The organism is Pirellulaceae bacterium (genome assembly GCA_019636385.1).
Lineage (GTDB): Bacteria > Planctomycetota > Planctomycetia > Pirellulales > Pirellulaceae > Aureliella.
The window spans coordinates 563,348-587,265 of record JAHBXT010000004.1; the positions used below are offsets into that span (position 1 = coordinate 563,348).

Consider the following 23,918-nt stretch of genomic DNA (forward strand, 5'->3'; position numbering starts at 1 on the left):
ACTCAAGCGCCGGACGTCCACCTTGTCTCGACGTACTGGCCTGAGTCGTCGCGGCTTAGCGCTGCTCCGTGGTGTCGGCCGACGGCGACCATGGCTTCTGAAAAATCACAATATAGTTCTCGTGAAGCAAGCCCTGGACTTCGTGAACTTTCTTGAATCCGCACTCGGCGATTTCAGCTTCGACTACTTCTTGTCCAGCACGGACATGATTGAGCACCCACTGCGTGCTCTTGCCTTCCTCACGCCGAAAGTCGATGACAATCACTCGACCCCCTGGCTTCATGGCTTGGTAAAGTGACCTCATCGTCTTAATCGGAAATTCAAAGTGATGGTAGGTGTCGCAGATGAACGCCACATCGACAGAATCAGCGGGCAGCTCAGTAGAATCTGCGGTACACAGCAGGATGTCAACATTGCGTAGTTCCAATTGACGGCTGACCGATTGGATATGTTCCAGAAAATTCTTGGCAATATCTACCGCAATGACGTGCCCCATCGTTCCGGTGGCATCCGCCAATAAACGAGTAAACAAACCCGTCCCGGCGCCAATATCAGCCACCGTCTGCCCTGGCTGAATCTTACAAGCCGCCACTATTTCCTTGCGAAGTGCATAAACCTCGCGGCTCTCGACTTCGAAGCGACTTACAAAATCGCTGACATTTGGATCAACAAAGGAATCATTGATGCCCGGACGTAGGCTAGTGTCCTGGGCGACCAGCGCATGGCTGATCCAACAGATCACGCACACCAGGAACCCAGTTCTGAATCTCGACTGTTGGCTGGCCATTTTGCTTTTGCGCGCTGACTGTAGATGACACAGATTCATGAGCATGCAGCGTCTTGGAAGATCCCGATTGGCCGCAGGCCCAAACAGAGATCTTCTACACAACGCGTCAACTCGGCAGCACTGGCATGACAATATTGGTTGAGCGGCTACCGATAGCTTCAACAGTTTCGACGGCGCCAAACAGCGTGTGGCTACTGGCGTCATGAATCAATACCGACAGTAACTGGCCCGCCTGCCGCACGTGGCCATCCCAGACCACAATGCGATCGCAATGAGTACGTCCGGTCATTTGTCGCATCGGCCCAGATTCGCCGCGCTTGATCGAATACTTGCTGGGACCTTCGACCAACACTTCAACGCGCTGACCGAGAAATCTGAGGTTATCTTCCTGGCTAATGGCATTCTGCAAGGCTAACAATTCGTTATTGCGCTGCTGCTTGACGAGTTCCGGGACATCATCGGGCAGATTTTGCGCCGCCTTCGTGCCAGGTCGCACTGAGTATTGAAAAATAAAGCTATTCTTAAATCGGCAGCGCTGCATCAGCTCAACGGTCTGTTGAAAATCCTCGTCTGTTTCACCGCAAAATCCTACGATAAAATCGCTAGACACTGCCGCATCGGGCAGCACCGTACGAATACGGGCGAACATTTCATCGTAGTCCGCCACCGTGTAGCCGCGCTTCATCCGCTTGAGCATCGTATCGGAGCCACTTTGAGCCGGCACATGCAAGTAGGGCGAGCACTTCGGCAGGTCGCGAACCGTCTCCAGCAGATGCTGCGTCATATCTTTGGGATAATTGGTGACGAACTTGATGCGCTCAATGCCATCGATTTCATGAATCTGCTGTAGCAAATCTGCCAACCGCGTTTCGTGGTCGCCGTTGCGATAGCGGTAGCTGTTAACAGTCTGTCCCAATAGTACGATCTCTTTGCATCCCTGCTCCGCCAGCGTTCGCGCCTCACTGATGATTTGCGCAGGCGGTCGGCCCTGCTCTGGACCGCGCGTCATCGGCACAATGCAATAGGTACAAAACTTGTCACAGCCAATTTGAATTCGCAGATAGGCTTGATACGCTGTCGGACGCATGCTGGGATCGCGTAGCGGATCAAACGACTCGTGACTGCGGCGTATATCCTCAGTAGAACCGTCGGTCCGCCCCAAACTGACGGCCAATTGTGGTCCCTGTCCCGCTTCGACGTTCTTGAGCAGCTCGGCGATACGATGCAACTGCCCTGGTCCGACCACCAAATCTACATAAGGCGCCCTGTCGAACACGAGCTTTTGGTCTTTCTGAGCCATGCAGCCCATGACACCAATCATCTTCTCAGGATGCTCCAGTTTCATCCGTTTAAGATGCGCTAATTGGCTATAGACCTTTTCCTCGGCGTGTTCACGAACGCTACAAGTGTTGAACAATATGGTGTCGGCCTCGCTGGCGTTTCGCGCCAATTGGTATCCCTGACGGCGCAGGCTGGCGACCACCATTTCGCTGTCCAGAACGTTCATCTGACAGCCAACGGTTTCGATGTACAGTCGTTTGCAAGCAGTAGCGGTTGAGCTTTCCATAGAACCAGTAGTTTAACCGGCCAATCACCGCTAGGTAATCTTAAAATTGCTCTGAGTGCAGAATTCAAGAGCCTGTCGGGGCGTTACTGAGTGTATCGGCCGGGGGCGGAGTGCCGCTGGTGACCTGGTCAGAATCCTGCTGATCCCCCATCAGCATACTGCTGATTATCGATAGGTCTACTTCGCCAATCTTGTCGTTCGCAGCCGAACGTGCCAACCGGGCGGCCCGAGCCCGCTTTCGAGCCCAAACCAATTGCGAATCGACGTATTCTCGCAGCATGGCCGTCAGCTCTGCTTGGCGGCGCCGCATCAACGAAACCAGCACCAAAGCCGACAGCCCGCCTGCGATGATCAGCAAGATCGTTTCGATTGACATACCGGTTCTCCAGAGATTGCCACTTGCGGCGGAGTCTATCAAAATCGTTCATTTCAAGGGATAGCGATTTGATTGGCTTGAAGGCAGGACGTATTGTCTGTTGGCATAAAAGGCGGCTAGCTCCGGCTCTTTTGCGCCAGAACAACCTATTCGGGAACCCTAAAAGCGGCTAAAGGGGCATGATATTCCACTGGAAGCTGCGTGAAATTGGGGACATTGTACGGCTCAATTCATCGCTCTCCGTGCAGTACGGTACAATTGTCTCATACCCCTTTATATGGGGGCTTGTGGGTTAGGTTGTCCGTAGTATGTTTTGCTGGTGGCTCAACGGATTGTTTTGGGCCAAGTTGCCACTGTTTTATAGTTTTTCGCCGTTTTTCGGCGCGTCATTCCACGACAGGACATCGGAGTTTGGGTAAGTGCAAGTCAATATCTCTGCTCGTCACGGATCCGTATCGGATCGCGATTTGGATTTGATACGTGAAAAATCCGAGAAAATTCGACGGCTTTTCGACCGTATCAACGCCATTCAAGTTATCGTCGATCTGCAGCATCGAGACGAGCCGCATGTGGAATTGAACGTTTCCGCTGAACACGCTCAGGATTTCGTCGCCTCGGCCAAGGCCACTACGGTGATTGGGGCGTTGGACGCGGCGATTCAGAAAGTCGAACAGCAACTACGCAAATACAAAGAAAAGCTGACAGACCACAAAGGCGTTAGCCCCAAACACATTCCTCCAAAGGACGAGGCTGATTGACGTCTCCGGTCGCGTGTTCACGGCGATCGAATCTGCTAGCCGCCAAGCGTGGCTAAGCGAAAATCGCCATACGAAAGGCCGCAGTCGCCAGCATTACGAATGCCTCTTCCAGCGCGAGCTATTACGAAAGGTTGATTCAATGAAGTTTTCGGATTTTATAAGCACTCAGTCGATCTGTGCCGAGCTGTCATCTACGGATAAGCCGTCAGTGATTGCAGAGTTGGTCGATTCGCTGGTCAAAGCTGGCAACATTGCCGAAGCTGATCGCGACGAGATCATCAAAGCGATCATGAAACGCGAAGATCTGGGGAGCACAGGTATTGGTCGAGGTATTGCCGTGCCTCACACCAAGCACCAGGGGGTTGCCAAGCTGGTTGGCACCGTGGGCGTTAGCTCCGGTGGCGTAGGCTTCGATAGCTTGGACGGCGAGAAAGTTCAACTCTTCTTTTTACTTGTGTCACCACCAGACCGACCGGGAGATCATCTGCGGGCTCTGGAGAACATCTCTTGTCAACTGCGCGATGAAACGTTCTGTCGATTTCTGAAGCAAAGCAAGAGCGCCGAAGACATTGTCCAGCTTCTTGAAGAGGCTGACAACAATCAGTTTGTCTAAGTCGCTGACTCCAACCACACTCTTACTCGTTGGCAACTGACCTTGACGATCCGAATTCAGAAGTTGGTGACCGTCAATAATCCCTTGGGATTGCATATGCGCCCGGCCGATATGCTTGCGCGCACGGCGGCTCAATTTGAATGCTTGATCGAGATCGAAAAAGATGGCCAAGCGGTTAACTGCCGTAGTATCCTAGACATCTTAACGTTGGGTGCTCAACAAGGCTGCCAACTTTTTTTGCGGGCCGCTGGAGCCGACGCTCAACAGGCCGTGGATACTCTGTCAGAATTATTTGAAAACGGCTTCGATGACTCTTCGGTCGCCTCAAGCCAAACCGGCTAGGCGCGCCTAGCACTACCCACAGCACCAGCCATCGGCTCGAACTCACTCGCCAGGCTGGTTAACCATTAACTAGAAAACACCACACTATGACGGCACAGCTCACGATAGTCCTTGCTCTGCAATGCTTCGTGGCTGACGTCAATGACCGATCAGCATGTTGCAACCGCCAGGCCTTGCGGTCTCGCCAGGAGATGCCATCCGACAGGTTGTGATACAGAGCCCGGAAGTCCGCCGTATCACTGTCCCCGAGATTCATTCCTCAGATCGCTACTTAGTAATTCACCTCACGCCGCCAGATCAAGCTGGCCTGGCAGACTTCCGCTTTCTGGCCCAAGTTCGGGCGCTACGAGCTGTCGGGGTGATTCTATGACGGCCACTGCCACTCGACTGCGCATTCGCTTTACCAAGTGCGGTCAAATGCGGTGGATCAGCCACCGTGATTTGGCGCGGGTGTGGGAGCGTCTGTTGCGTCGAGCGAATTTGAACTTGGCCTTCAGTCAAGGGTTTCACCCCAAACCCAAAATCAGCTTTCCCTCCGCGCTGGCCCTGGGCGTCGAAGCCCTGGATGAAGTGGTCGAACTTGAGCTGACGGACGCCACTGATCTGGCGGATATTCAGCAGCGAATCGCCGCGCAATTGCCCGAGGGCATGCAGCTCCTGTCGCTGCAGGCCACATCCGCCAAGGCGCGGATGCTCGGCAGCAGTTATCGACTGTCGCTGCCAAGCGAACTGGTACAGTCGACTGCGCAGCGTATCGAGCGCTTGCGAGAGCAGACGACTCTTACAGTAGACCGCGACGGCGAGACCATTTCGTGTTGTCCAGGCGACCCCTACTTTTCGATCCAAATCACGGGCAGTGAATTGACCTTCTCACTGCCGGTCGCCCAGCAAGGCACCAGCCTGCGACCTGGCGAATTGCTGCGTCTGTTGGGCTTGGAAGAAAGATTGCATACCGACGGTGGACTGCAACGCACTCAGGTCCACTTGGCCACTGATGCAGTCACAGCGCCTGCATGAACAATCGAGTGAGCAAACAATGTACCTAGGAATATTTGTCTAACACCGCCACCACATAGAGATTGTGGCTCAACCACACAAGGGACCGGGGTCAACGCCCCCTCCCGTTTGAAAGCAAGGAATTCAGTACATGCGTAAAGAAATGTTAGTCAACGTATCACAGCCGGAAGAATGTCGCATCGCGATTATGGAAAATGGCGTGCTGGAAGAACTGTACACCGAGCGCGCCAGCCAAAACAACTTTGCTGGCAACATCTACAAAGGCAAAATCGTTAACCTGGAACCCAGTATCCAAGCCGCCTTCGTCGATTTTGGCGTGGGCCGCAACGGCTTTCTGCACATCAGTGATGTCGAACCCCAATACTTTCGCCAAGCCGGTTACGATCCCGAGGAAATCAAGGAAATCATGGACGGCCATGTCCCAGGCGCTGCCGACGTGGACGACGATGATGCCCCGCCTCGCAATACCAAGCGGCGGCACAGTTCGCGGCCGCGTTTCAAGCCGCCCATTCAAGAGATTTTTCGACGTGGCGACGAAGTGCTAGTGCAGGTCATCAAAGAAGGTATCGGCTCCAAGGGACCAACGCTGTCCACTTACATCAGCATTCCCGGACGCTATCTGGTGTTGATGCCCGCCTTAGGCCGCGTGGGCGTCAGCCGCAAGATCGAAGATGAAAAACAACGTCGTACTCTGCGGCAATTGCTGTTGGAACTCAATCCGCCCAAGGGCGTAGGTTTTATTGTTCGCACTGCCGGCGTTGATCGGACGCGCCGCGAATTGTCACGCGACATGGCTTACCTGCTGCGCTTGTGGAAGGTGCTGGTCAAGCGCGTCAAAAACACGCCTGGCCCGTGCGATATCTACGAAGAAAGCGACATGATCATTCGCACCATTCGCGATATCTTTTCCGAGGACATCGATACTATTCAGATCGACGAACAATCCGCCTACGAACGGGCTCGTGAATTCCTGCAATACGTCATGCCCAAACATGTCGGACGCCTGAAGTTTTATGACAGCCGCGAGCCGCTGTTTCACAAATACGATCTGGAGCGCGAACTGGCCAATATTCAACGACGCGTCGTGCCGCTCAAGGGTGGCGGCTCCATCGTGATCGACCCCACCGAAGCCCTAGTGGCCATCGACGTCAACAGTGGTTCGTTTCGCACCGATGGTTCGGCAGAAGATTCCGCCTTTCAGCTCAATATGTCCGCCGCTAAAGAAATTGCTCGGCAATTGCGATTACGCGACCTGGGCGGTGTGATTGTCAACGACTTTATCGACATGAAACGCGAGACGCATCGTCGCAAGGTTGAACGCGCGTTGCGCGATGCCATGCAGCGTGATCGCGCTCGCACCCGAATTCTTCGCACCAGCCCGTTTGGCTTGGTCGAAATGACGCGTCAGCGAATTCGTCCAAGTTTGAAACGCGCGATCTACGAGGATTGTCCCTGCTGCCAAGGTCGCGGCGTGGTCAAAACTAGCGAGAGCATGGCTATCGAAGTTGTTCGCGTATTGATGATGGCTTGCCAGCAGCCGCGCGCCACGCGCATTACAATTCGCGTCAACGACAAAGTGGCGGCCTATTTGAACAACCGCAAACGACGCGATGTCATGCAACTGGAAGAGTCCAGTGGTGTGAATGTACAGATTTTGGGTAGCGAATCACTGTTCCCCGAGCATTTTGAATGCGATTGCCGCGACGGCGAAGGCAATTTGATTCCGCTTAACTTCCTGCACGAAGCCTGATACGCATTCCGTCGGTTCGGCCCATGTCACAGCCTCAGCGCGATTTTCCACAGCAAGCTATCGACGATCATTTGCTGGACGACTTGGCACAGTTGATTCTGCTGGCGATGCGCGAAGACTTGTCACGCGGTTTCGACATGACCACCGTGGCCGTCGTGCCCGAAGGCCTGCCGGCCACTGCAGCCGTCGTGGCGCGCATGCCCGGAATGGGGGCCGGATTGGATCTGGTAGATTCGATCTTGGAAACCATGAACTGCTCGATCACGGCTGAAATGCTGGTGCGCGACGGCCAACCGTTTACGGCTGGGCAGCAGTTAGCCGTCCTGCGCGGCGATGCCCGCGACGTATTGACCTGCGAGCGCACAGTTCTGAATTTTCTGGGTCGCCTGTGCGGCATCGCTACCTGGACACACCGTCACGTACAACTCATCAGCGATCTGCCGGCACGACTGTACGATACGCGCAAGACCACGCCCGGCTGGCGACGGCTGGAAAAATACGCGGTTCGCTGCGGCGGCGGTCACAATCATCGCGGCGGGCTGTATGACGCGATCCTCATTAAAGATAACCATCTAGCCTGCCACTGGCGGGCCACCGGCCAGGCCCTGGGGCCAGCCCAAGCGGTTCACCATGCACGCCAATTTTTGAAGTCGCAACCCGGCGCACCCCCGGATATGATTGTCGAAGTCGAAGTTGACTCGCTTCAGCAATTGGCCGATGCTCTAATGGCCGACCCCGACATTGTATTGCTGGACAACATGTCGCCGCCACAACTCGCCGAGGCCGTCGCCATGCGCAATCGGACCAATCCGGCTGTTCAGCTCGAAGCCTCAGGCGGCGTTCGCCTGGAAACGTTGCGAGAGATTGCTGAGACAGGTGTCGACCGCATCAGCGCAGGAGCACTGACACATTCGGCGTTCAATCTCGATCTAGGTTTGGATTGGCTGGTGGATTAGGACAATGTGCATCACTACTGACGGCCTAGTCAGAATTGCTTCATCAAGGCTGATTTGCACCTGTCTTCCGCTCACTCTTGTTTGTCGGCCAGCCGTATGACAGACCAGCCACTACATGAACAATTCTCCTGCGACCAGCTCGACTCGCGGTTGTGCTGGCAGTCGCCACCGGCGCGCTGGCAATTGGATTCATCCGTCTCAAAGCTGCGCGTTTGGACGGATGCTGCAACCGATTTTTGGCAGCGGACTCACTATGGCTTTCGTGCCGACAATGGACACCTGCTGCATTTGGAAGCTAACGGCGATTTTCAACTGCAAACGCGCCTGTACCTGCAGCCACAACATCAGTACGATCAAGCGGGATTGATGATCTGGATTTCACCGAGCTGTTGGATCAAGACCTCAGTAGAATTTGAACCGGACATCGCAAACCAGCTAGGTGCCGTGGTAACCAACTCCGGCTACTCCGACTGGTCGACGCAACCCATCGATCGTTCCATCAGCGAGCTGTGGTTCCAGCTGCGGTTGACCGGACAAGACGTGATGGCTCATTGCTCGCAGAATGGCCGAGACTGGCAACAACTGCGTGTCGCCGCCCTGCTGGAACGACGTAGCGGCCAGAGTGTGCGGTGTGGCCTGTACGCTTGTAGCCCCCAAGCGGCTGGATTCCAAGTTGACTTTGATCACTTGCGCTTCGATCCGCTGTAGTTTTGCAATCACTAACGCAACTTTCATCAATATTTCCACCTCACCCGATGGACTAAAACATGTCAAAAATCATTTTCAAAGCCGGCGAAGCCACCGTCTTTAGTGAAGGAAAAGATGTCACCGCCGCGATGCCCGAAATTGTGATAGGTGCCGTTGATGGTCCGGTCGGTACCGCCTTTGCCACCATGATGGCACAGAGCAAGGGACACACCGCCATGTTTGCGGTGCGCGACATCAATCAAATGGTGCGTCCCGCCACCATGATGGTGCCTAAGGTCACCCTCAAGGATGCCGCCAATATCGAGCTATTCGGTGGCGTCGTACAAGCCGGTGTGGCCGACGGCATTATTGACGCCGTGATCGAAGGCATCATTCCGCGCGACCAAGTCAACGACCTGTGCATTATCGCCCTGTTGTGGATCGATCCAGGCTGTGCCAAACAAGAGTCTCTGGACAAGGCCGATCTGTATCAGAACAACTACCAAGCCATCAAACTGGCGCTGCAGCGTGCCCTGAACGATGAACCCTCCATCGACGAATTGATCCGCAACCGCCACACCATCAAACACTGCATGTGGGAAGAAAGCTGGGAACCCAAAGCGTAGCTACGGCTACTGTGGCAACCGCAGCGAAATAATCTCGACCACCTGCTCAGCCAATGCTCGCGAACCCGCGTCTGTAAAATGCACATCTCGGGGCTTCTGGATTTGGCCTAGGCGTTGGCGAGCAAACTCGTACAAGTCATGCACTTCAACTCCGTGCTCAGTCATGACGCGGGCGGCAATTTCATTGTACGCGACTTCATCGCCCGGCCGACGACCTTTGGCACCCTTGGGGATGGGCGTCGTATTGCACCAAATCAAGTTGGCACCCGTTGCCTTCAACCGCTCAACCAACCGCCGCAGATTCTGTTCATACATCTCCGGCGATACCTGCCGCTTGCTGCCGGGCGAGTCAGGATCAATCAGATTCTCTCCGTTTGGTCCCATAAACTTGAGATCGTGCAGCCCCCAATTGAAATGAATCACGTCCCACTTCTTGTCCGTTCCTCCGATAGCCAACCACCGCTCGATATTCTTCAATCCGTTGGTTGTTGGCCCACAGTTGGTGGGCGGCCGATGCACATTGGCTTGGCCTTGCAGCAGGTGGCGGACATCCAGCGTATAGCCGATGGAAATCGAATCACCAATCAACAGCACGCGTGGCAGGCCCGGTTGATCTTCAATTTGCCGATACGCGGGATTCTGCTGCTGTACACTGTCACGCTGGTCGGCTGGCTGTGCCTGCCCAGCGCTAGCCAACCCGATCCACAGACCGACACAACTCACTACGCCCAGCCAGACCATGGAGTAGCTCAGATGTGCTGCCCAACCGGCGATGGTCAAAAAATTGAATGCCCAAGCCAACCGACGCTTCTGGCGACCGCTAGCGGACACGCGGACAGATCTATAGTAGGACGACATCAATAGATTCATCGAATACAAGCTCAATAAAAACGGAATAGCAATTCCTAGCACTGCGCTCCTCCAGGCTCGATTGATATCGCCTTCTACCTGCTCGACTAAAGCAGCCTCTGCGGTCTGAAGATCGGCTGACGGCTCGGTCGGTGGATGGTATTGATTCACCGACGCGGAGCAATCCAGCGGTTGGCCAAAATCGGCCACGGACTGGCCGGAAAACGGCGATATCGAGCTACCAACCTCTTCACGCGGTCTCATGCATTTCCAGCAGATATCGAAGGCAGACTCATTATTCTCACAACACTGGGCACAGTACCAGGGTTGACCATGGCTGCTAGCAGCATGAAACTCTTGTAGCGCCTGCTCCGCAGCCTCAACCGCTCCAGCCGGAACCAACAGCTTCACCGCTGTGACACCGCTGCCGAAGTACGACAACATCGTTGCCGCATTGGCTCCTTCAATCAGCGTCACAATACCCCGCTCCGCCAGCCAACCGCGAGCAATTTCTGCTTCCGCGTCGGAGGCAAAGCGCGACACCACCACAAATTTTTCGTCAGTCATCATGTTTGCAGACCTTTCGTTCTCTATAGTAACGATTGTGAATCGTTCTACCAATATGTTGTCCCTGACGGGACTGTCGTGACACAAGATTGACTGCACGTGATAGGTAGAGTTTGATTTAGCAATTACATTCGCCAACTTTTTTCATTGGATGGTTGGATTTGCGGCGCTGACGCTTGCCGCGTGGACTCGAATCAATCGGCTTCAGCGGTGCCGCGTCCAATTGGACACGGAAATAACTGCAAAAACTGTGCAGGATGTGCCAGTTGTACGCTTCAATGAGGCCGCGTCCAATTGGACACGGAAATCGGGTCTGTCATGTTTGCCGGTGCCACGCTGACCAGCTTCAATGAGGCCGCGTCCAATTGGACACGGAAATTCACTCACGCTTCCGGCTCACGGCATAAAGCTGCGGGCTTCAATGAGGCCGCGTCCAATTGGACACGGAAATGTATGATGGCGCACTAATTCCGCATTTTGGCTTTTTGCTTCAATGAGGCCGCGTCCAATTGGACACGGAAATCGCGAATCAAAATAGCATCCATTAGCCGATGAATCGCTTCAATGAGGCCGCGTCCAATTGGACACGGAAATGGGTCCCTTTTCCAGATCTCAGCCCGCCCCCCATAGGGCTTCAATGAGGCCGCGTCCAATTGGACACGGAAATTGCGTAATACTCAGGCCGATACGCCGTGCCAACATCTAGCTTCAATGAGGCCGCGTCCAATTGGACACGGAAATATGTCAGATCCATTCCGTGCGACTGCTGGTCAGCCGGCTTCAATGAGGCCGCGTCCAATTGGACACGGAAATCGTCGGGCAGGTGAATTTCAGGCTAGACTCCGATGTGCTTCAATGAGGCCGCGTCCAATTGGACACGGAAATCGGCAACGCTTGCAATCTAACGCGCGCGACATCCACAGCTTCAATGAGGCCGCGTCCAATTGGACACGGAAATAGGAGCGGAGCAACGCGGTATGCCATCAACTCCGCCGCTTCAATGAGGCCGCGTCCAATTGGACACGGAAATGAACCTGGAACATACGAACTGAAAGCGGTGCGATACGCTTCAATGAGGCCGCGTCCAATTGGACACGGAAATAGCGCGACGCCCTGATTCAAAGGCTGCACGTCGGCGCTTCAATGAGGCCGCGTCCAATTGGACACGGAAATGGTCTTTTAGAAAAGGTGAATACATTGGAACGGCGAGCTTCAATGAGGCCGCGTCCAATTGGACACGGAAATCAACTTTCGACATCAATCAGGCATTTCTGTAGCAATGCTTCAATGAGGCCGCGTCCAATTGGACACGGAAATGTTTTGGGCTGCATGGCAAAAGACTTGGGCAATTTACGCTTCAATGAGGCCGCGTCCAATTGGACACGGAAATGCTGAGGCGGTTCGAGGCAATCTAGCAGATGAGTCGCTTCAATGAGGCCGCGTCCAATTGGACACGGAAATTCAGCATAGGCATATACCGCCGACTACTCAGCCCCTGGCTTCAATGAGGCCGCGTCCAATTGGACACGGAAATCAAGCGTCTCACGAATGCAGCGTCAAAAGAGATGCACGCTTCAATGAGGCCGCGTCCAATTGGACACGGAAATATTGTGCGGGCGAGGTTTCCGAGCCCCGACATTCGCGCTTCAATGAGGCCGCGTCCAATTGGACACGGAAATCGGGGGTGCGCGTCGGTATACCCAATCCATGATTGGCTTCAATGAGGCCGCGTCCAATTGGACACGGAAATGGAGCGTGATATTGCGCGACTGTCAGGCAACGTCAGGGCTTCAATGAGGCCGCGTCCAATTGGACACGGAAATAGTACGTCCCGCCAGCTGCTCAAACGCCAAAAGGCAGCTTCAATGAGGCCGCGTCCAATTGGACACGGAAATAATTTCTCTGTAGGCGTTTGGGGTGGCTGTTATGGAGCTTCAATGAGGCCGCGTCCAATTGGACACGGAAATAATAATCAAGGAGGTGGACTGGTGATCGCGCAAGTGCTTCAATGAGGCCGCGTCCAATTGGACACGGAAATCTGACTCCATTGCGTCCATGCCTCTGGACTTTGATCTGCTTCAATGAGGCCGCGTCCAATTGGACACGGAAATTATGGCCGCCGCCCGCATTTCCAAAGAGCAACTCCAGGCTTCAATGAGGCCGCGTCCAATTGGACACGGAAATTCTCCGCAGATTTGTCCTGGAGCCGCAGCGGGACATGCTTCAATGAGGCCGCGTCCAATTGGACACGGAAATAATTCGTCCTCACTCATGCCGGTTCCCTCGATATCCGCTTCAATGAGGCCGCGTCCAATTGGACACGGAAATCGATAGAGCTGTAGCCAGCCGACCAGTCGTCGATCGCTTCAATGAGGCCGCGTCCAATTGGACACGGAAATCCTTATGGGGACCGGAAATAGGGGTTGGCATGAACGGCTTCAATGAGGCCGCGTCCAATTGGACACGGAAATCCCGCGTCGGACGTGCGAACCGGGCACGCACCCAGATGCTTCAATGAGGCCGCGTCCAATTGGACACGGAAATTTGGTGATGGAGTTGCGGTGGATCGGATGGAGCTGATGCTTCAATGAGGCCGCGTCCAATTGGACACGGAAATGATAACATTCACTGCAAAGAAGACACGCTTCCCGTCATCGCTTCAATGAGGCCGCGTCCAATTGGACACGGAAATGGCGGATCAACGTCTTCGGGAATGACGACCGTGTCTAGCTTCAATGAGGCCGCGTCCAATTGGACACGGAAATAGTAAGCGATCGCGAAATCCACCATCCGCGTCGACGCTTCAATGAGGCCGCGTCCAATTGGACACGGAAATTCGGTGGTCTGCGTGTACCTAGCGAGCCGCTGGCCCTGCTTCAATGAGGCCGCGTCCAATTGGACACGGAAATCCAGGGGTATAGGCTATCTTTTGAGCATTTTCTTAAGCTTCAATGAGGCCGCGTCCAATTGGACACGGAAATGCCGGAACCGTTTGGTCGGCGACGACGGGGTCGTCGCTTCAATGAGGCCGCGTCCAATTGGACACGGAAATGGCAGGACTTTTTTTCTTGAAAGTAGAGGCAGATGTGCTTCAATGAGGCCGCGTCCAATTGGACACGGAAATACCTGATAGGCGTCCCCGGTCCAACGCTGCGGATGCGCTTCAATGAGGCCGCGTCCAATTGGACACGGAAATCTGGTGGAGGTGGCCACCGAAGCCAGCGGGTTTTGCTTCAATGAGGCCGCGTCCAATTGGACACGGAAATGCTGCACCTGGAAAATCGGCGTCGCAGCACCTGCCGGCTTCAATGAGGCCGCGTCCAATTGGACACGGAAATATCCTTTGTTCGCCCGCTAAGGAAATCGTATGAGCACGAGCTTCAATGAGGCCGCGTCCAATTGGACACGGAAATCTTCTGCGATTGCTTTGACATGATTCTCTGCATTGTGCTTCAATGAGGCCGCGTCCAATTGGACACGGAAATCTGCCAAGTACAGATCACCACACAATCCACCTACTCGCTTCAATGAGGCCGCGTCCAATTGGACACGGAAATGGGCATAGGCCGACGTCGGCCGTGGGGTGGTGCGTGGCTTCAATGAGGCCGCGTCCAATTGGACACGGAAATTAGACAGCAGCGGCATGGAAATAACGTGCGACGCGGAGCTTCAATGAGGCCGCGTCCAATTGGACACGGAAATGTCACAGGCGCCAGGAAAATTTTCGAGAAAATTCACGGCTTCAATGAGGCCGCGTCCAATTGGACACGGAAATAATTGAGAGGGTCGGCGAGCGTTCAACCAGATTGTTGCTTCAATGAGGCCGCGTCCAATTGGACACGGAAATGGGGTGCTCCAGGGTCGTTCACGGTCGTTGAAGGCCCGCTTCAATGAGGCCGCGTCCAATTGGACACGGAAATGTCGCCTTCGCAAACCATTCTAGCGTAACGGGTTGTGACCTGCATTGCGAGCACCCGGAAGATCAATGGCATCGTCTCGCGATAAGCCGTTGAGGTACCTATCGAATTCTTGCTCAACAATCTGCGCCTTTCCTGATAATTTTGGCAGTTTCTAAGCTCCTGAGTGGCCTTTGCGAGCACCCCACGGCTTTTGCTCATCACCTGACCGCTCGCACCAGTTTGCGAAGTTCATCAGTACACTTCTCGACCCATGGCCGGACGCGTTTTGTCGCTCGGCCAAGTCATCCACACGAGCGTCAGGGATACCAGGCCTGCATACTCAGGCGAGCATGGGTCGATTGGCACCCCGCGTTCTAGCGAAAGCAGCCGCCAGCACGACTCTGCTGAATCGTCGGCTAGCGTGTTTCGAATACTGGGTATTCTAGTATTTCGCCCATTAATTGGCGAGCCAACAGACGCGTTTGTACTTCCAAAAGCCGACGATAACTGACGCGATAACCAAACAAAGGATGGGTGACCAGTTGATCCATCCGCTGTTCATAGGCGCGAAAAAATCCCTTGCGTCCATTGGCCGTCAGAGCCACTGCGTCTCCGACTACCACAAAGTCACTAATCGTCACCATCCGCTGATTGATGGCGCTCAACACCGCTGAATCGACTATCAGCGGCCGGAACGGTTCCATCAGATCGAGCGCCAAGGCGGGCCTGCCAAATCGCGGCTGATGATAGAATCCTAAGAACGGATCCAATCCAACCGATGTGGCAGCTATCGTCAAGTCTTTAGCCAACAGACTGTATCCCAGTGACAGCAAGGCGTTGATCGGATCGCGAGGCGGACGTCGATTGCGGCGCTCGAAGTCAAATCGAAATTCATGCTTTCCATTTTGCTGGCGAGGCCGATCGTCGTCGCTGCCAACCTTGATCATTCCGTTGAAGTGCTCGAAGTAGACTCTGGCCGCCAATCCTTCAACACCCAGCAGCTCCGCTAACGATTCGGCGCGACGAACTTCGATGGTCAATGCCTTCAAGAATTGTAGGGCCTGCTCTGGCGGTTCGACATGATTGCGCATCAGTAGCGTGCGCTGATTACGAATTTTGCCTTTGACTAGTTGTTTGGCTAACTGCAAGCAGAATCGGTTGCTATCGGCCTGCCGAAACTGCTCACGGCGCCACAGGATGTTTTTCAATCCGACCGATTGCGTCATACCATGGAACCAGCCGCCATAGCTGAAGTAGACGACAGGGATGTCGGCTGTCATCAGCGCGCCGATCGCCTGCGTTGTCAGTTGAATGTTACCGAAGATGTTGACCTGACACAGGTCGTTCAGACGCACCTCCTGGATCAGCTTGTCTTTTTCCTTGATCTTCAAGACTTGCGCCGAAATGCCAACGTGATTGCCTTGAGTATTCAAGTATAGCGGCCGTCGCTCATCGCGACTCGTGATTAATTGCCTGACCGGCGCGGACTCGATGGACTCAGAGTTCGCGGCTGGATAGCCAACATCGAACAGCAACGGCTGCACCCAGCGTCCGCCAGGCTGCGTCTGTTCGGATTGCTCGCAGGCGACATACGCGCGACAGTGTGACGTTTCGTCTGGCAAGCAAATCGACACCAGCGAACAGCGCGGGCATTTGGGGCTGTTCACCAGTGGAGCGGGAATCTGCCGAGCATCCATAAGTCGCCGCGCTGCGGCTACAATCGCCAATGTTTCGGCCACCAGAGCATCATCAATTGTGATTCTGACACGTTGGCGAGTCGCCCAGTAAAACAGAATCCCCTCGTCACACCGATATCCGTTTTCGCGCAGCACCAGCGCCTGCACGCACAATTGGATGCGATCCGGATCCCAGGCACCTAGACTGCCATCGTCCAGCGACTTTGGCGCACCACGCTTGTAGTCCACCGGCGTGGCCAAATCGCCCTCGGCTTCGATCAAATCCAGTTTCGCAATCAGCCCATACTGCTCGCTGGATAGAGTTACGCTGCGCGCGTGAATGGACTCACACTGCACCGCCTCCTGGGCGGTGGGCAGAGCATCCGACTTGGCGTCCACGCGGCTGTGACGAGCCGCGCCTTCCAAGGTATCGCTATTGTGGGCGAACAAACCATCCACATGCTCCAGGTAGAACAGTCTTGGGCAATAGACGAACTCATTGAGCATTCGCGCCGGCAGCAATTCGTCTGCAGATTGGATGTCGGATATCCGAATCATGATGACACACCTCGTTGAGTCCCTCGGCACAGTTACCGCTACAAGAGATCACACAATCAAGCACGGACTATCCATTCGGCAGTAGGGTTGTCCCAGCGCCTCGATAACGCGATCGCCACGCCCCTCGCTGGGGCCGAGGTTGATAAATAGCACCTGATCTTCGTCTTGGTGGATGATGGCTTTTAGTTGTCCGCGCAGCGTGATCAGATCGGCCGGCGTCAGTTGGCATTCAAACACCGAATACTGCAGATGGTCACCCCAGCCGCGTAGAGTCTTGAAGACTTGCCGCAGGCGCTTGTCGTCGCAGATGTCGTAGCACACCAGAAAGGAAGAGCGCATCGTTACCCCCAGGCTGAAGTGAGGAACTCGAAGTCCTGCGTCCTGCAGTAGCGTCGCCCCGTGCTGGCAAGAAACAGAAGTGCCAGCTGAGGGCACACTCGGTACAATTTCGTCAGCACGTGTGATCCACAATACTTACCGGCTGCCAGTCAGGCAAGAAACACCTGTAGAACAGCAGCTTGGTTCGTCCAGAATTAAACAGGTTTTTCAAGACTGGTGAGGGACTTCTTCGCAATAAAGCTGTGCTTCAATGAGGCCGCATCAGAAGAATGCTGTGAAACATGGCCGTCCGAGTTGCCATTGCATGATTTTCAAAAGATTCTGATTTTCAACTTGATAGTGTGACCAAAGGTGTCACGAACCGTGTTAGCCTGATGTGCCATAAATGTTCGTCAACGAAAATTGTCAACTTAATTAGCGCGAGCCCTATGTCATGAGTAAACAACCATTTTCTCAGTGGTTCATCAGTACAACCAAGACGCCCGCTCCCTGGCGGTGGCAAGCGGAATTGGCAATTCGTCCGGAATGCAGAAACCAACTAATCCGCATCCCCACTGGGATGGGAAAGACGCTGGGGGTTTTATCAGCTTGGGCATATAACCGCCTGGTTCGCAGCGATTCAACTTGGCCGCGCCGACTCGTTTGGTGTTTGCCGATGCGGACGTTGGTGGAGCAAACATACGACGAAGCGCGCGGAATAATAGAAAAGGCCGGATTGAGAACAGCCGTCTCGGTAAACATGTTGATGGGTGGTGTTGCTGCGGAAGATTGGCACCATTTTCCTGAACGCCCAGCAATTATCGTTGGCACTCAGGACATGCTACTCTCGCGGGCGTTAAACCGCGGTTATGCTGCATCCAGAGCACGTTGGCCGATTGACTTTGGTTTGCTCAACCACGACGCGTTGTGGGTGATGGATGAAGTTCAGTTGATGGATGTAGGATTGGCCACATCGGCTCAGATTCAGGCATTTCGCGATGCGGATGGCCAAAAGACGCTGCGACCTTGTATAACGTGGTGGATGAGTGCGACACTGCAACCAGAATGGTTGCGAAGTGTGGACACCGAGTCGTTTCACTCAGTCTGGTCCAAAGATATTTGTTCTATACCACCAGCGGATCGCAGTGGTGAATTATGGGAAATCAGGAAATCCTGCTCGACGCAGATCATAGATATTAAGAAGTCGGCGGAGTTTGCAGACTGCATCCTGACAGCGCATCAGCAGGCCTCTGACGAAGGTTTTGGTCGGATCACTTTAGTAGTCTGCAATACCGTTGATCGGGCGATTGAGATCTATGATGCTCTTGCCAAAAGCGGAAGAACCGAAGGATTAGAACTGGTTCACAGCCGGTTTAGACCTGCCGAACGGGAGAATTGGCGAGAGCGATTTCTCACCAAAGACGCCTGCCAACAGGGAGTCGATCGGATCATTGTGGCGACTCAGGTCGTGGAAGCGGGAGTTGATATCTCGGCCACCTGCCTGGTGACTGAATTGGCACCGTGGTCCAGTTTGGTGCAACGGTTTGGGCGTTGTGCACGTTACGGCGGCACGGGGACGGTGATCGTCGTGGATCGAGGGCACGATGAAAAACTGGCCTTGCCGTATTCGGCCGACGAACTGGAGGCCGCCTGGAATACAGTCCAGGGATTAGACAATGTCAGCGTGAAGGCGATTGAGGAACTTGAGCAGGGACTGACACCGGAATCTTTGGCGAAATTGTATCCGTATTCGCCGGCGCATCTTTTGCTGCGTTCGGAATTCGATGAACTGTTTGACACAACCCCCGACCTCACAGGTGCCGACCTGGACATCAGCCGGTTTATTCGTAGTGGCGACGAACGCGATTTGCAAGTGTTTTGGCAGGATGTCGCACCGGATGCTCTGCCGTCATCAGTCTCTCAACCGGATCGGCGGGAATTGTGCAGTGTGCCATTCCTGCTGGCACGAGATTGGTTATGCGGCAAGGAAACCCAGACGAAGCGAAGTCCGAAACTAAAGCCAAAAATGCGGGCCTGGATTTGGGACTGGATCGATGGAAATTGGGTGGTCCCGCGTCGCGAGAACCTCTTGCCGGGGCGAGTCATCTGTGTCGATTCAAAATGTGGCGGATACGACCTGAGAACAGGGTTTTCGCCAGAATCGAAAACCACGGTTCCTACCGTTGCCCCACCGGTTCCACTCAGCAATCCGGCAATCGATGCAGACGCGCAGCAAAGCAGTGAGGCGCTTAGCGTAACCGATCACTGGAAAACGATTGCCTGCCATAGTCGTGAAGTCGCGGAAACCGTCACAGAAATTGCTAAAGTGCTTGAGCTTTCCGATGAGCTTGTGCATGTTTTGAGAATGACGGCTACCTGGCACGATCTTGGCAAGGCCCATCCGGCGTTTCAAGGATTGCTACAGCACAGTGATCGACCGGAACGGCTGGATTTAGCCAAAGGCCCGCAAGCCGCCTGGGTTAAACCGCCCGCGAAGTTTCAGGTCACGTGTGAAGAATCTGAATCTGTAACCTTCGAGGATTCTCGACCAGGGTTCCGGCATGAATTGGCGAGCGCATTGGCGTTGTTTGCAATCCTGGAACGTTTCCGTCCGCAACATCCGGCATTGCTCGGACAGTGGCAAGGCGTTTTTGAAACGTTGGGAACGTTGCCGAATTTCAACGCAACCGATGAAACGGATGCACCTGCCATCCAGGCTGTGCTCGACGCTTCGGCGGAACAGTTCGATTTGTTGATTTACCTGATTGCATCGCATCATGGCAAGGTTCGTGGCGGACTCTTTGCTACACCAAAAGATCAGGATTACCGCGATCATGATGGTCAAGGTTTGCCAATCCAGGGCGTACGGGAAAATGATCTGTTAGCGAGCATCGAGGTTGATGGTTTGGGGATGGCAATTCCAGAATTAAAACTCACGCTGGAGCCTGCCCGTATGGGACTATCACCGCGCACAGGTGCCAGTTGGCGTGAGCGAAGCCTGAGTTTGGTTGAACGGTATGGGCCCACGACACTTGCATGGCTAGAAGCCGTTTTCCGCGCCGCCGATGTTCGCGCCTCGCGATTATCCACGCCTGACCCCGCATTAAAAATGGAGACGGTTCAATGAGTCATCATCTGCACAAATTAACAGGCTGCTCACCAGCTCCACTGGCCAACTACCTCAAGGCTCTGGGAATCTTGCGGCTGGTCGCCGAACAAGCCGACGCTGAAGCCAGAGGCTGGTGGCAGGACGAATGTTTTTGCTTGCTGACAAGGCTTTCGCGGAAAGAATTGGAATTATTTTTTCTGAATGACTATCGGCCAACGCCGATTATCTCTCCCTGGAACAAAGGATCCGGATTCTTTAAAGCGAATGACCCGGGGTTATCACCGATCGAGCAGTCCTCAGCCCCTCGTTTTTCGGAGTATCGTATGGGGATTGCTGACGCAAGAAAATTGCTTGATTCTGTTGCCTTGGCAGATAGTGTCATTCGTGCAATCAAAGCACGCACGAAGACAAACAAATCATTTCAAACGGAGGAACAACGCAACATATTGGCTGAAAGTGATACTTATCGGCAAACGCTGGATGTAATCCGAGGCTTACAATCAAAACCCGAATTATCAGAAAGTGAGAGGAGCGATGTAGAAAACGAACTGAATACGCTTCGTGGAATCGTCGCGCGTGCTGAGCGTCCCGCCACGAAAACAGAGGCGGAGCAGCTCAAGGCTAGTGCGGCATACAAGCGACTGCTTGCTGCGGCTGATAGAAAGTTTAAAAAGCTGAAAGCCACACTGATTCCGGATTGCCGTAAGTCTTGGAGAGGGCGACATGCGAGTTGGATATCAGCGGCCGTTGTTCTAGATGAAGACGGAACACCGCGATGGCCTTCGCTTTTGGGAACTGGTGGGAACGACGGAAACCTGGATTTCACCAATAACCTGATGCAGATTTTTTGTAGTCTGTTTGATCCCGAATCCCTTGAAGGACAATTTCGCCCAAAGGCCGACAAGCTACTTTTCAACTCATTGTGGTTGTCACCCGCAAATCAGTTGGAACCAAATGCGATCGGTCAGTTTCAGCCCGGAAATGCAGGGGGACCTAATTCTTCAACCGGCACTACGGGTGATAGCCTTGTCAATGCATGGGATTTCGTGTTGATGATGGAAGGATCGATACTGTTTAGTTCCCGGTCAACTAGACGACTTGACCCCGATGCAGCCAGTCGCGCGAGTGCGCCGTTTGCGATCCGCGCCCATGCGGCTGGTTTCAATTCACCCGGCAAGGAAAAGTCGCAGCGGGGCGAACAATGGATGCCGATCTGGAATCGTCCCTCCACGTTACCGGAAGTTGCCGGACTGTTGGGTGACGGGCGATTGCAACTTGGGCGACAAACTGCCAACCGACCTGTGGAGGCGGTGCGAGCCATCAGTCGCTTGGGAGTAGCTCGCGGCGTTGATTCGTTCGTGCGATTTGGTTACCTGGAAAGAAACGGGCAATCAACCCTGGCGGTTCCGCTGGGTAGGATATCTGTGCGGCAGCATCCGCACAGTCATTTGATCGACAATATCGCCTCCTGGATGGGGCGACTGGAACGTCGGTCTCGCGACAAACACGCTCCAGCCCGACTTGCAGACGGCGAGCGATTGCTGGCCGATTCTGTCATCGCGGCACTTACTCATGACACTTCCTCCGAACGCTGGCAGCAGGTTTTGCGAGCAGCGGTATCCATCGAAATGATGCAGGCCAGCGGAACCGCCATTGATGTGGGACCAATCCCACCATTGAATCCGCAGTGGATCAATGTGATTGGTTTTGATCACTCGCCCGAGGTCCGTCTGGCGGTCGCACTCGGAAGCGCAGCCGCAGGCTACTCCAAAGGCTCACGAGCGATTGATCCCGTTCGACATCACTTTCTCCCGTTGCAGCGAGGAGCACGACAATTCAACACCTCGGACAGTCGATTGGTGAACGATCCGCGTGTGGTTGTTTCCGGACGTGATCCGATCGCTGATTGTGCGGCAATTGTTCAACGTCGATTGATCGAGGCGGCCGCCAAAGGAGAACGCCGCCTGCCGCTGGTGTCTGCCTTTGGCTGTGCGGCCAGACTCTCCGATTTGGCACTGTTGCTCTGCGGTCATGTGGATCTGCAACAGACGCTGGAATTGGCACGAGCCCTGATGGCCATCAAATGGGACAAGTTTGATTTCAAACAATTGCCGATCGTGCCACAACCTGGCTTCGTCGCAATTCCGGAAGCATGGCTGGCGATCCGTATGGCTTGCCTGCCAATGCCACTACCTTCAGGCCAGAAGATCCCGGTTGAGCCCAGCATGGTCAATCGTCTGGTATCAGGTGATGGATGTTCGGCAACTCAAATCGCCATCCAGCGTCTGCGTTCGGCGGGTATTCGACCACCGCTGCAAGCTGGGTTCACCGATGCCGCGACCGCTCGACTGTGGGCAGCCGCTCTTGTTTTTCCGTTGGACCGTCGAGCTGTTTCGACGTGTCTGCATACACTTGATCCTAGTCAGAAAGAGAAATCCTATGTCTGAGTTCAGCAGTCTCAAATCTGTCAATCGTCTGTTGTTATCGGTGGAACTTAAGCCCGTTCAGGGAGATCGGTTTCAGCCAACGGGCTTTCCCAGCCTGGGCACGGCAACCTATCAAACACGCGATGGGCAGAATGTGCTCGTGGAGAGCGCACAGAGTATGGCCAATCGACTGGAAGGTGTGTGCTGGGACACCGGCGTCAACCAGCCTGTTGCGTGTTTGCGGGGGATTAGCCATGTCACAGTGAACAGGCAAGGAAAGTTTCTGACAGACTCCATGCTCGAGTCGCATCGCATCAATAGCCCCTATTTGCTCGAAGGAAAGGACAAGACGTTTATCGAACAACTCAAATCTGACCTTGGTGGATTAGACGAAGGGCCAATTGATCGCCGTCTTCTGGCAGAAGTCTTGCTCAAGTACGACATCGGCAGTCTGATTCATGGAGTATTCCTCGCAAAGAAAGAGTTGGCGGGTGGTCGGTTGCGAATCGCCCGGGCTCTATCCGCATTCATTGAAGCCTACGGAGTGCGAGTTGCGGCATCCGGTGGCGTGAAGAATGATCATGTGAACCCATCAGGTGATACAAAAAGCGGATTCGGCAATGTGCCGTTTTCACGTGATGAATTTGTGGCCGACAAAATTGTCTGCCATATCAATTTGGACCTGGCTCAAATTCGCGGCTTCGGTCTGAACGAAGATGCCGAAGTGTTGCTGATTGCGTTGGCTCTGTACCGAATTCGCAAGCTGCTCGACGGCGATCTGCGCCTACGTACAGCCTGTGATCTGGAGCCAGTCAATCGTGAGCAGATCGTCGCCAATCGACCTGCTGGCTTTGTTCTGCCAACGCTGACGGAATTGGAAACCGCAGTTGCAGCGGCGATCAAGAAATGTGGCAACGCGATGGTTCATACCACCGTCAATTTCGAAGATGACTTGAAGAAGGCCAAAGACAAGGATTCTGCTGGCGACTCACCAGAAAATGATGAAGCTGCCGATGCTGAAGAGGATGGAGAATAAG

At 54.2% G+C, this 23,918-nt stretch carries 18 protein-coding genes and 1 CRISPR repeat array; of the genes, 12 read left to right on the plus strand and 6 right to left on the minus strand.

Annotated elements, in window-relative coordinates:
- Positions 1-55: 55 nt before the first annotated feature.
- The 3 genes from KF752_16690 to KF752_16700 all read right to left on the minus strand — a co-directional run bounded on the left by KF752_16690 (position 56) and on the right by KF752_16700 (position 2,730).
- The gene (locus KF752_16690; GenBank protein ID MBX3423196.1) at positions 56-832 is read right to left on the minus strand and encodes a class I SAM-dependent methyltransferase; all 777 of its coding nucleotides are present in this window, start codon (positions 830-832) and stop codon (positions 56-58) included.
- A 61-nt stretch (positions 833-893) separates the two neighbouring features.
- Positions 894-2,354: a tRNA (N6-isopentenyl adenosine(37)-C2)-methylthiotransferase MiaB gene (miaB, locus tag KF752_16695; GenBank protein ID MBX3423197.1), complete on the minus strand. Its 1,461-nt coding sequence runs from the start codon at positions 2,352-2,354 to the stop codon at positions 894-896.
- Between the two features lie 64 nt (positions 2,355-2,418).
- The gene (locus KF752_16700) at positions 2,419-2,730 is read right to left on the minus strand and encodes a hypothetical protein (protein MBX3423198.1); all 312 of its coding nucleotides are present in this window, start codon (positions 2,728-2,730) and stop codon (positions 2,419-2,421) included.
- Between the two features lie 419 nt (positions 2,731-3,149).
- Between KF752_16700 and raiA the strand changes: the two genes are divergently transcribed.
- The 9 genes from raiA to fae all read left to right on the plus strand — a co-directional run bounded on the left by raiA (position 3,150) and on the right by fae (position 9,479).
- Entirely contained in the window at positions 3,150-3,488 is a 339-nt protein-coding gene (gene raiA, locus KF752_16705) for a ribosome-associated translation inhibitor RaiA (GenBank protein ID MBX3423199.1), read from the plus strand.
- A 139-nt stretch (positions 3,489-3,627) separates the two neighbouring features.
- The gene (locus KF752_16710) at positions 3,628-4,101 is read left to right on the plus strand and encodes a PTS sugar transporter subunit IIA (protein ID MBX3423200.1); all 474 of its coding nucleotides are present in this window, start codon (positions 3,628-3,630) and stop codon (positions 4,099-4,101) included.
- 96 nt (positions 4,102-4,197) lie between these two features.
- Positions 4,198-4,443 (plus strand): HPr family phosphocarrier protein, encoded by a 246-nt coding sequence (locus KF752_16715; GenBank protein MBX3423201.1) that lies wholly within the window; start codon positions 4,198-4,200, stop codon positions 4,441-4,443.
- Between the two features lie 154 nt (positions 4,444-4,597).
- The gene (locus tag KF752_16720; protein MBX3423202.1) at positions 4,598-4,813 is read left to right on the plus strand and encodes a hypothetical protein; all 216 of its coding nucleotides are present in this window, start codon (positions 4,598-4,600) and stop codon (positions 4,811-4,813) included.
- A complete protein-coding gene (locus KF752_16725) occupies positions 4,810-5,460 on the plus strand; it encodes a TIGR03936 family radical SAM-associated protein (GenBank protein MBX3423203.1) in 651 nt (216 codons plus the stop codon). The genes KF752_16720 and KF752_16725 overlap by 4 nt, the downstream gene beginning before the upstream one ends.
- Positions 5,461-5,590: 130 nt before the next feature.
- The gene (locus KF752_16730; protein MBX3423204.1) at positions 5,591-7,210 is read left to right on the plus strand and encodes an Rne/Rng family ribonuclease; all 1,620 of its coding nucleotides are present in this window, start codon (positions 5,591-5,593) and stop codon (positions 7,208-7,210) included.
- Positions 7,211-7,233: 23 nt separating this feature from the next.
- Entirely contained in the window at positions 7,234-8,166 is a 933-nt protein-coding gene (gene nadC, locus KF752_16735) for a carboxylating nicotinate-nucleotide diphosphorylase (GenBank protein MBX3423205.1), read from the plus strand.
- A gap of 96 nt (positions 8,167-8,262) precedes the next feature.
- Positions 8,263-8,874: a DUF1349 domain-containing protein gene (locus KF752_16740; GenBank protein ID MBX3423206.1), complete on the plus strand. Its 612-nt coding sequence runs from the start codon at positions 8,263-8,265 to the stop codon at positions 8,872-8,874.
- A 59-nt stretch (positions 8,875-8,933) separates the two neighbouring features.
- Positions 8,934-9,479 (plus strand): formaldehyde-activating enzyme, encoded by a 546-nt coding sequence (gene fae, locus KF752_16745; GenBank protein MBX3423207.1) that lies wholly within the window; start codon positions 8,934-8,936, stop codon positions 9,477-9,479.
- A gap of 6 nt (positions 9,480-9,485) precedes the next feature.
- Here the strand turns inward: fae and KF752_16750 are convergent, their stop codons facing one another.
- The 3 genes from KF752_16750 to cas2 form a co-directional block, all read right to left on the minus strand.
- Positions 9,486-10,898, minus strand: coding sequence for an SGNH/GDSL hydrolase family protein (locus KF752_16750; GenBank protein MBX3423208.1), 1,413 nt, complete (start codon positions 10,896-10,898; stop codon positions 9,486-9,488).
- Positions 10,899-11,096: 198 nt separating this feature from the next.
- A CRISPR array of direct repeats spans positions 11,097-14,815; the repeat unit is 36 nt; unit sequence GCTTCAATGAGGCCGCGTCCAATTGGACACGGAAAT.
- A 395-nt stretch (positions 14,816-15,210) separates the two neighbouring features.
- Positions 15,211-17,028: a CRISPR-associated endonuclease Cas1 gene (cas1, locus tag KF752_16755; GenBank protein ID MBX3423209.1), complete on the minus strand. Its 1,818-nt coding sequence runs from the start codon at positions 17,026-17,028 to the stop codon at positions 15,211-15,213.
- A gap of 48 nt (positions 17,029-17,076) precedes the next feature.
- A complete protein-coding gene (gene cas2 / locus KF752_16760; GenBank protein MBX3423210.1) occupies positions 17,077-17,367 on the minus strand; it encodes a CRISPR-associated endonuclease Cas2 in 291 nt (96 codons plus the stop codon).
- A 433-nt stretch (positions 17,368-17,800) separates the two neighbouring features.
- Here cas2 and cas3 point away from each other — a divergent pair, with 433 nt between their 5' ends.
- The 3 genes from cas3 to cas7u are packed head-to-tail and all read left to right on the plus strand — an operon-like array spanning position 17,801 to position 23,917.
- Positions 17,801-20,473, plus strand: a complete 2,673-nt coding sequence (gene cas3, locus KF752_16765) for a CRISPR-associated helicase Cas3' (GenBank protein ID MBX3423211.1) — start codon at positions 17,801-17,803, stop codon at positions 20,471-20,473.
- The gene (csx17, locus tag KF752_16770) at positions 20,470-22,902 is read left to right on the plus strand and encodes a type I-U CRISPR-associated protein Csx17 (GenBank protein MBX3423212.1); all 2,433 of its coding nucleotides are present in this window, start codon (positions 20,470-20,472) and stop codon (positions 22,900-22,902) included. The genes cas3 and csx17 overlap by 4 nt, the downstream gene beginning before the upstream one ends.
- Positions 22,895-23,917, plus strand: coding sequence for a type I-U CRISPR-associated protein Cas7 (gene cas7u, locus KF752_16775; GenBank protein ID MBX3423213.1), 1,023 nt, complete (start codon positions 22,895-22,897; stop codon positions 23,915-23,917). The genes csx17 and cas7u overlap by 8 nt, the downstream gene beginning before the upstream one ends.
- Position 23,918: the final 1 nt, after the last annotated feature.

Coding starts and splice junctions, on each gene's coding strand:
- KF752_16690 (MBX3423196.1), bottom strand. CDS start 832: ATGCTCATGAATCTGTGTCATCTACAGTCAGCGCGCAAAAGCAAAATG.
- miaB (MBX3423197.1), bottom strand. CDS start 2,354: ATGGAAAGCTCAACCGCTACTGCTTGCAAACGACTGTACATCGAAACC.
- KF752_16700 (MBX3423198.1), bottom strand. CDS start 2,730: ATGTCAATCGAAACGATCTTGCTGATCATCGCAGGCGGGCTGTCGGCT.
- KF752_16710 (MBX3423200.1), top strand. CDS start 3,628: ATGAAGTTTTCGGATTTTATAAGCACTCAGTCGATCTGTGCCGAGCTG.
- KF752_16715 (MBX3423201.1), top strand. CDS start 4,198: ATGCGCCCGGCCGATATGCTTGCGCGCACGGCGGCTCAATTTGAATGC.
- KF752_16720 (MBX3423202.1), top strand. CDS start 4,598: ATGTTGCAACCGCCAGGCCTTGCGGTCTCGCCAGGAGATGCCATCCGA.
- KF752_16725 (MBX3423203.1), top strand. CDS start 4,810: ATGACGGCCACTGCCACTCGACTGCGCATTCGCTTTACCAAGTGCGGT.
- KF752_16730 (MBX3423204.1), top strand. CDS start 5,591: ATGCGTAAAGAAATGTTAGTCAACGTATCACAGCCGGAAGAATGTCGC.
- nadC (MBX3423205.1), top strand. CDS start 7,234: ATGTCACAGCCTCAGCGCGATTTTCCACAGCAAGCTATCGACGATCAT.
- KF752_16740 (MBX3423206.1), top strand. CDS start 8,263: ATGACAGACCAGCCACTACATGAACAATTCTCCTGCGACCAGCTCGAC.
- fae (MBX3423207.1), top strand. CDS start 8,934: ATGTCAAAAATCATTTTCAAAGCCGGCGAAGCCACCGTCTTTAGTGAA.
- KF752_16750 (MBX3423208.1), bottom strand. CDS start 10,898: ATGATGACTGACGAAAAATTTGTGGTGGTGTCGCGCTTTGCCTCCGAC.
- cas1 (MBX3423209.1), bottom strand. CDS start 17,028: ATGATTCGGATATCCGACATCCAATCTGCAGACGAATTGCTGCCGGCG.
- cas2 (MBX3423210.1), bottom strand. CDS start 17,367: ATGCGCTCTTCCTTTCTGGTGTGCTACGACATCTGCGACGACAAGCGC.
- cas3 (MBX3423211.1), top strand. CDS start 17,801: ATGAGTAAACAACCATTTTCTCAGTGGTTCATCAGTACAACCAAGACG.
- csx17 (MBX3423212.1), top strand. CDS start 20,470: ATGAGTCATCATCTGCACAAATTAACAGGCTGCTCACCAGCTCCACTG.
- cas7u (MBX3423213.1), top strand. CDS start 22,895: ATGTCTGAGTTCAGCAGTCTCAAATCTGTCAATCGTCTGTTGTTATCG.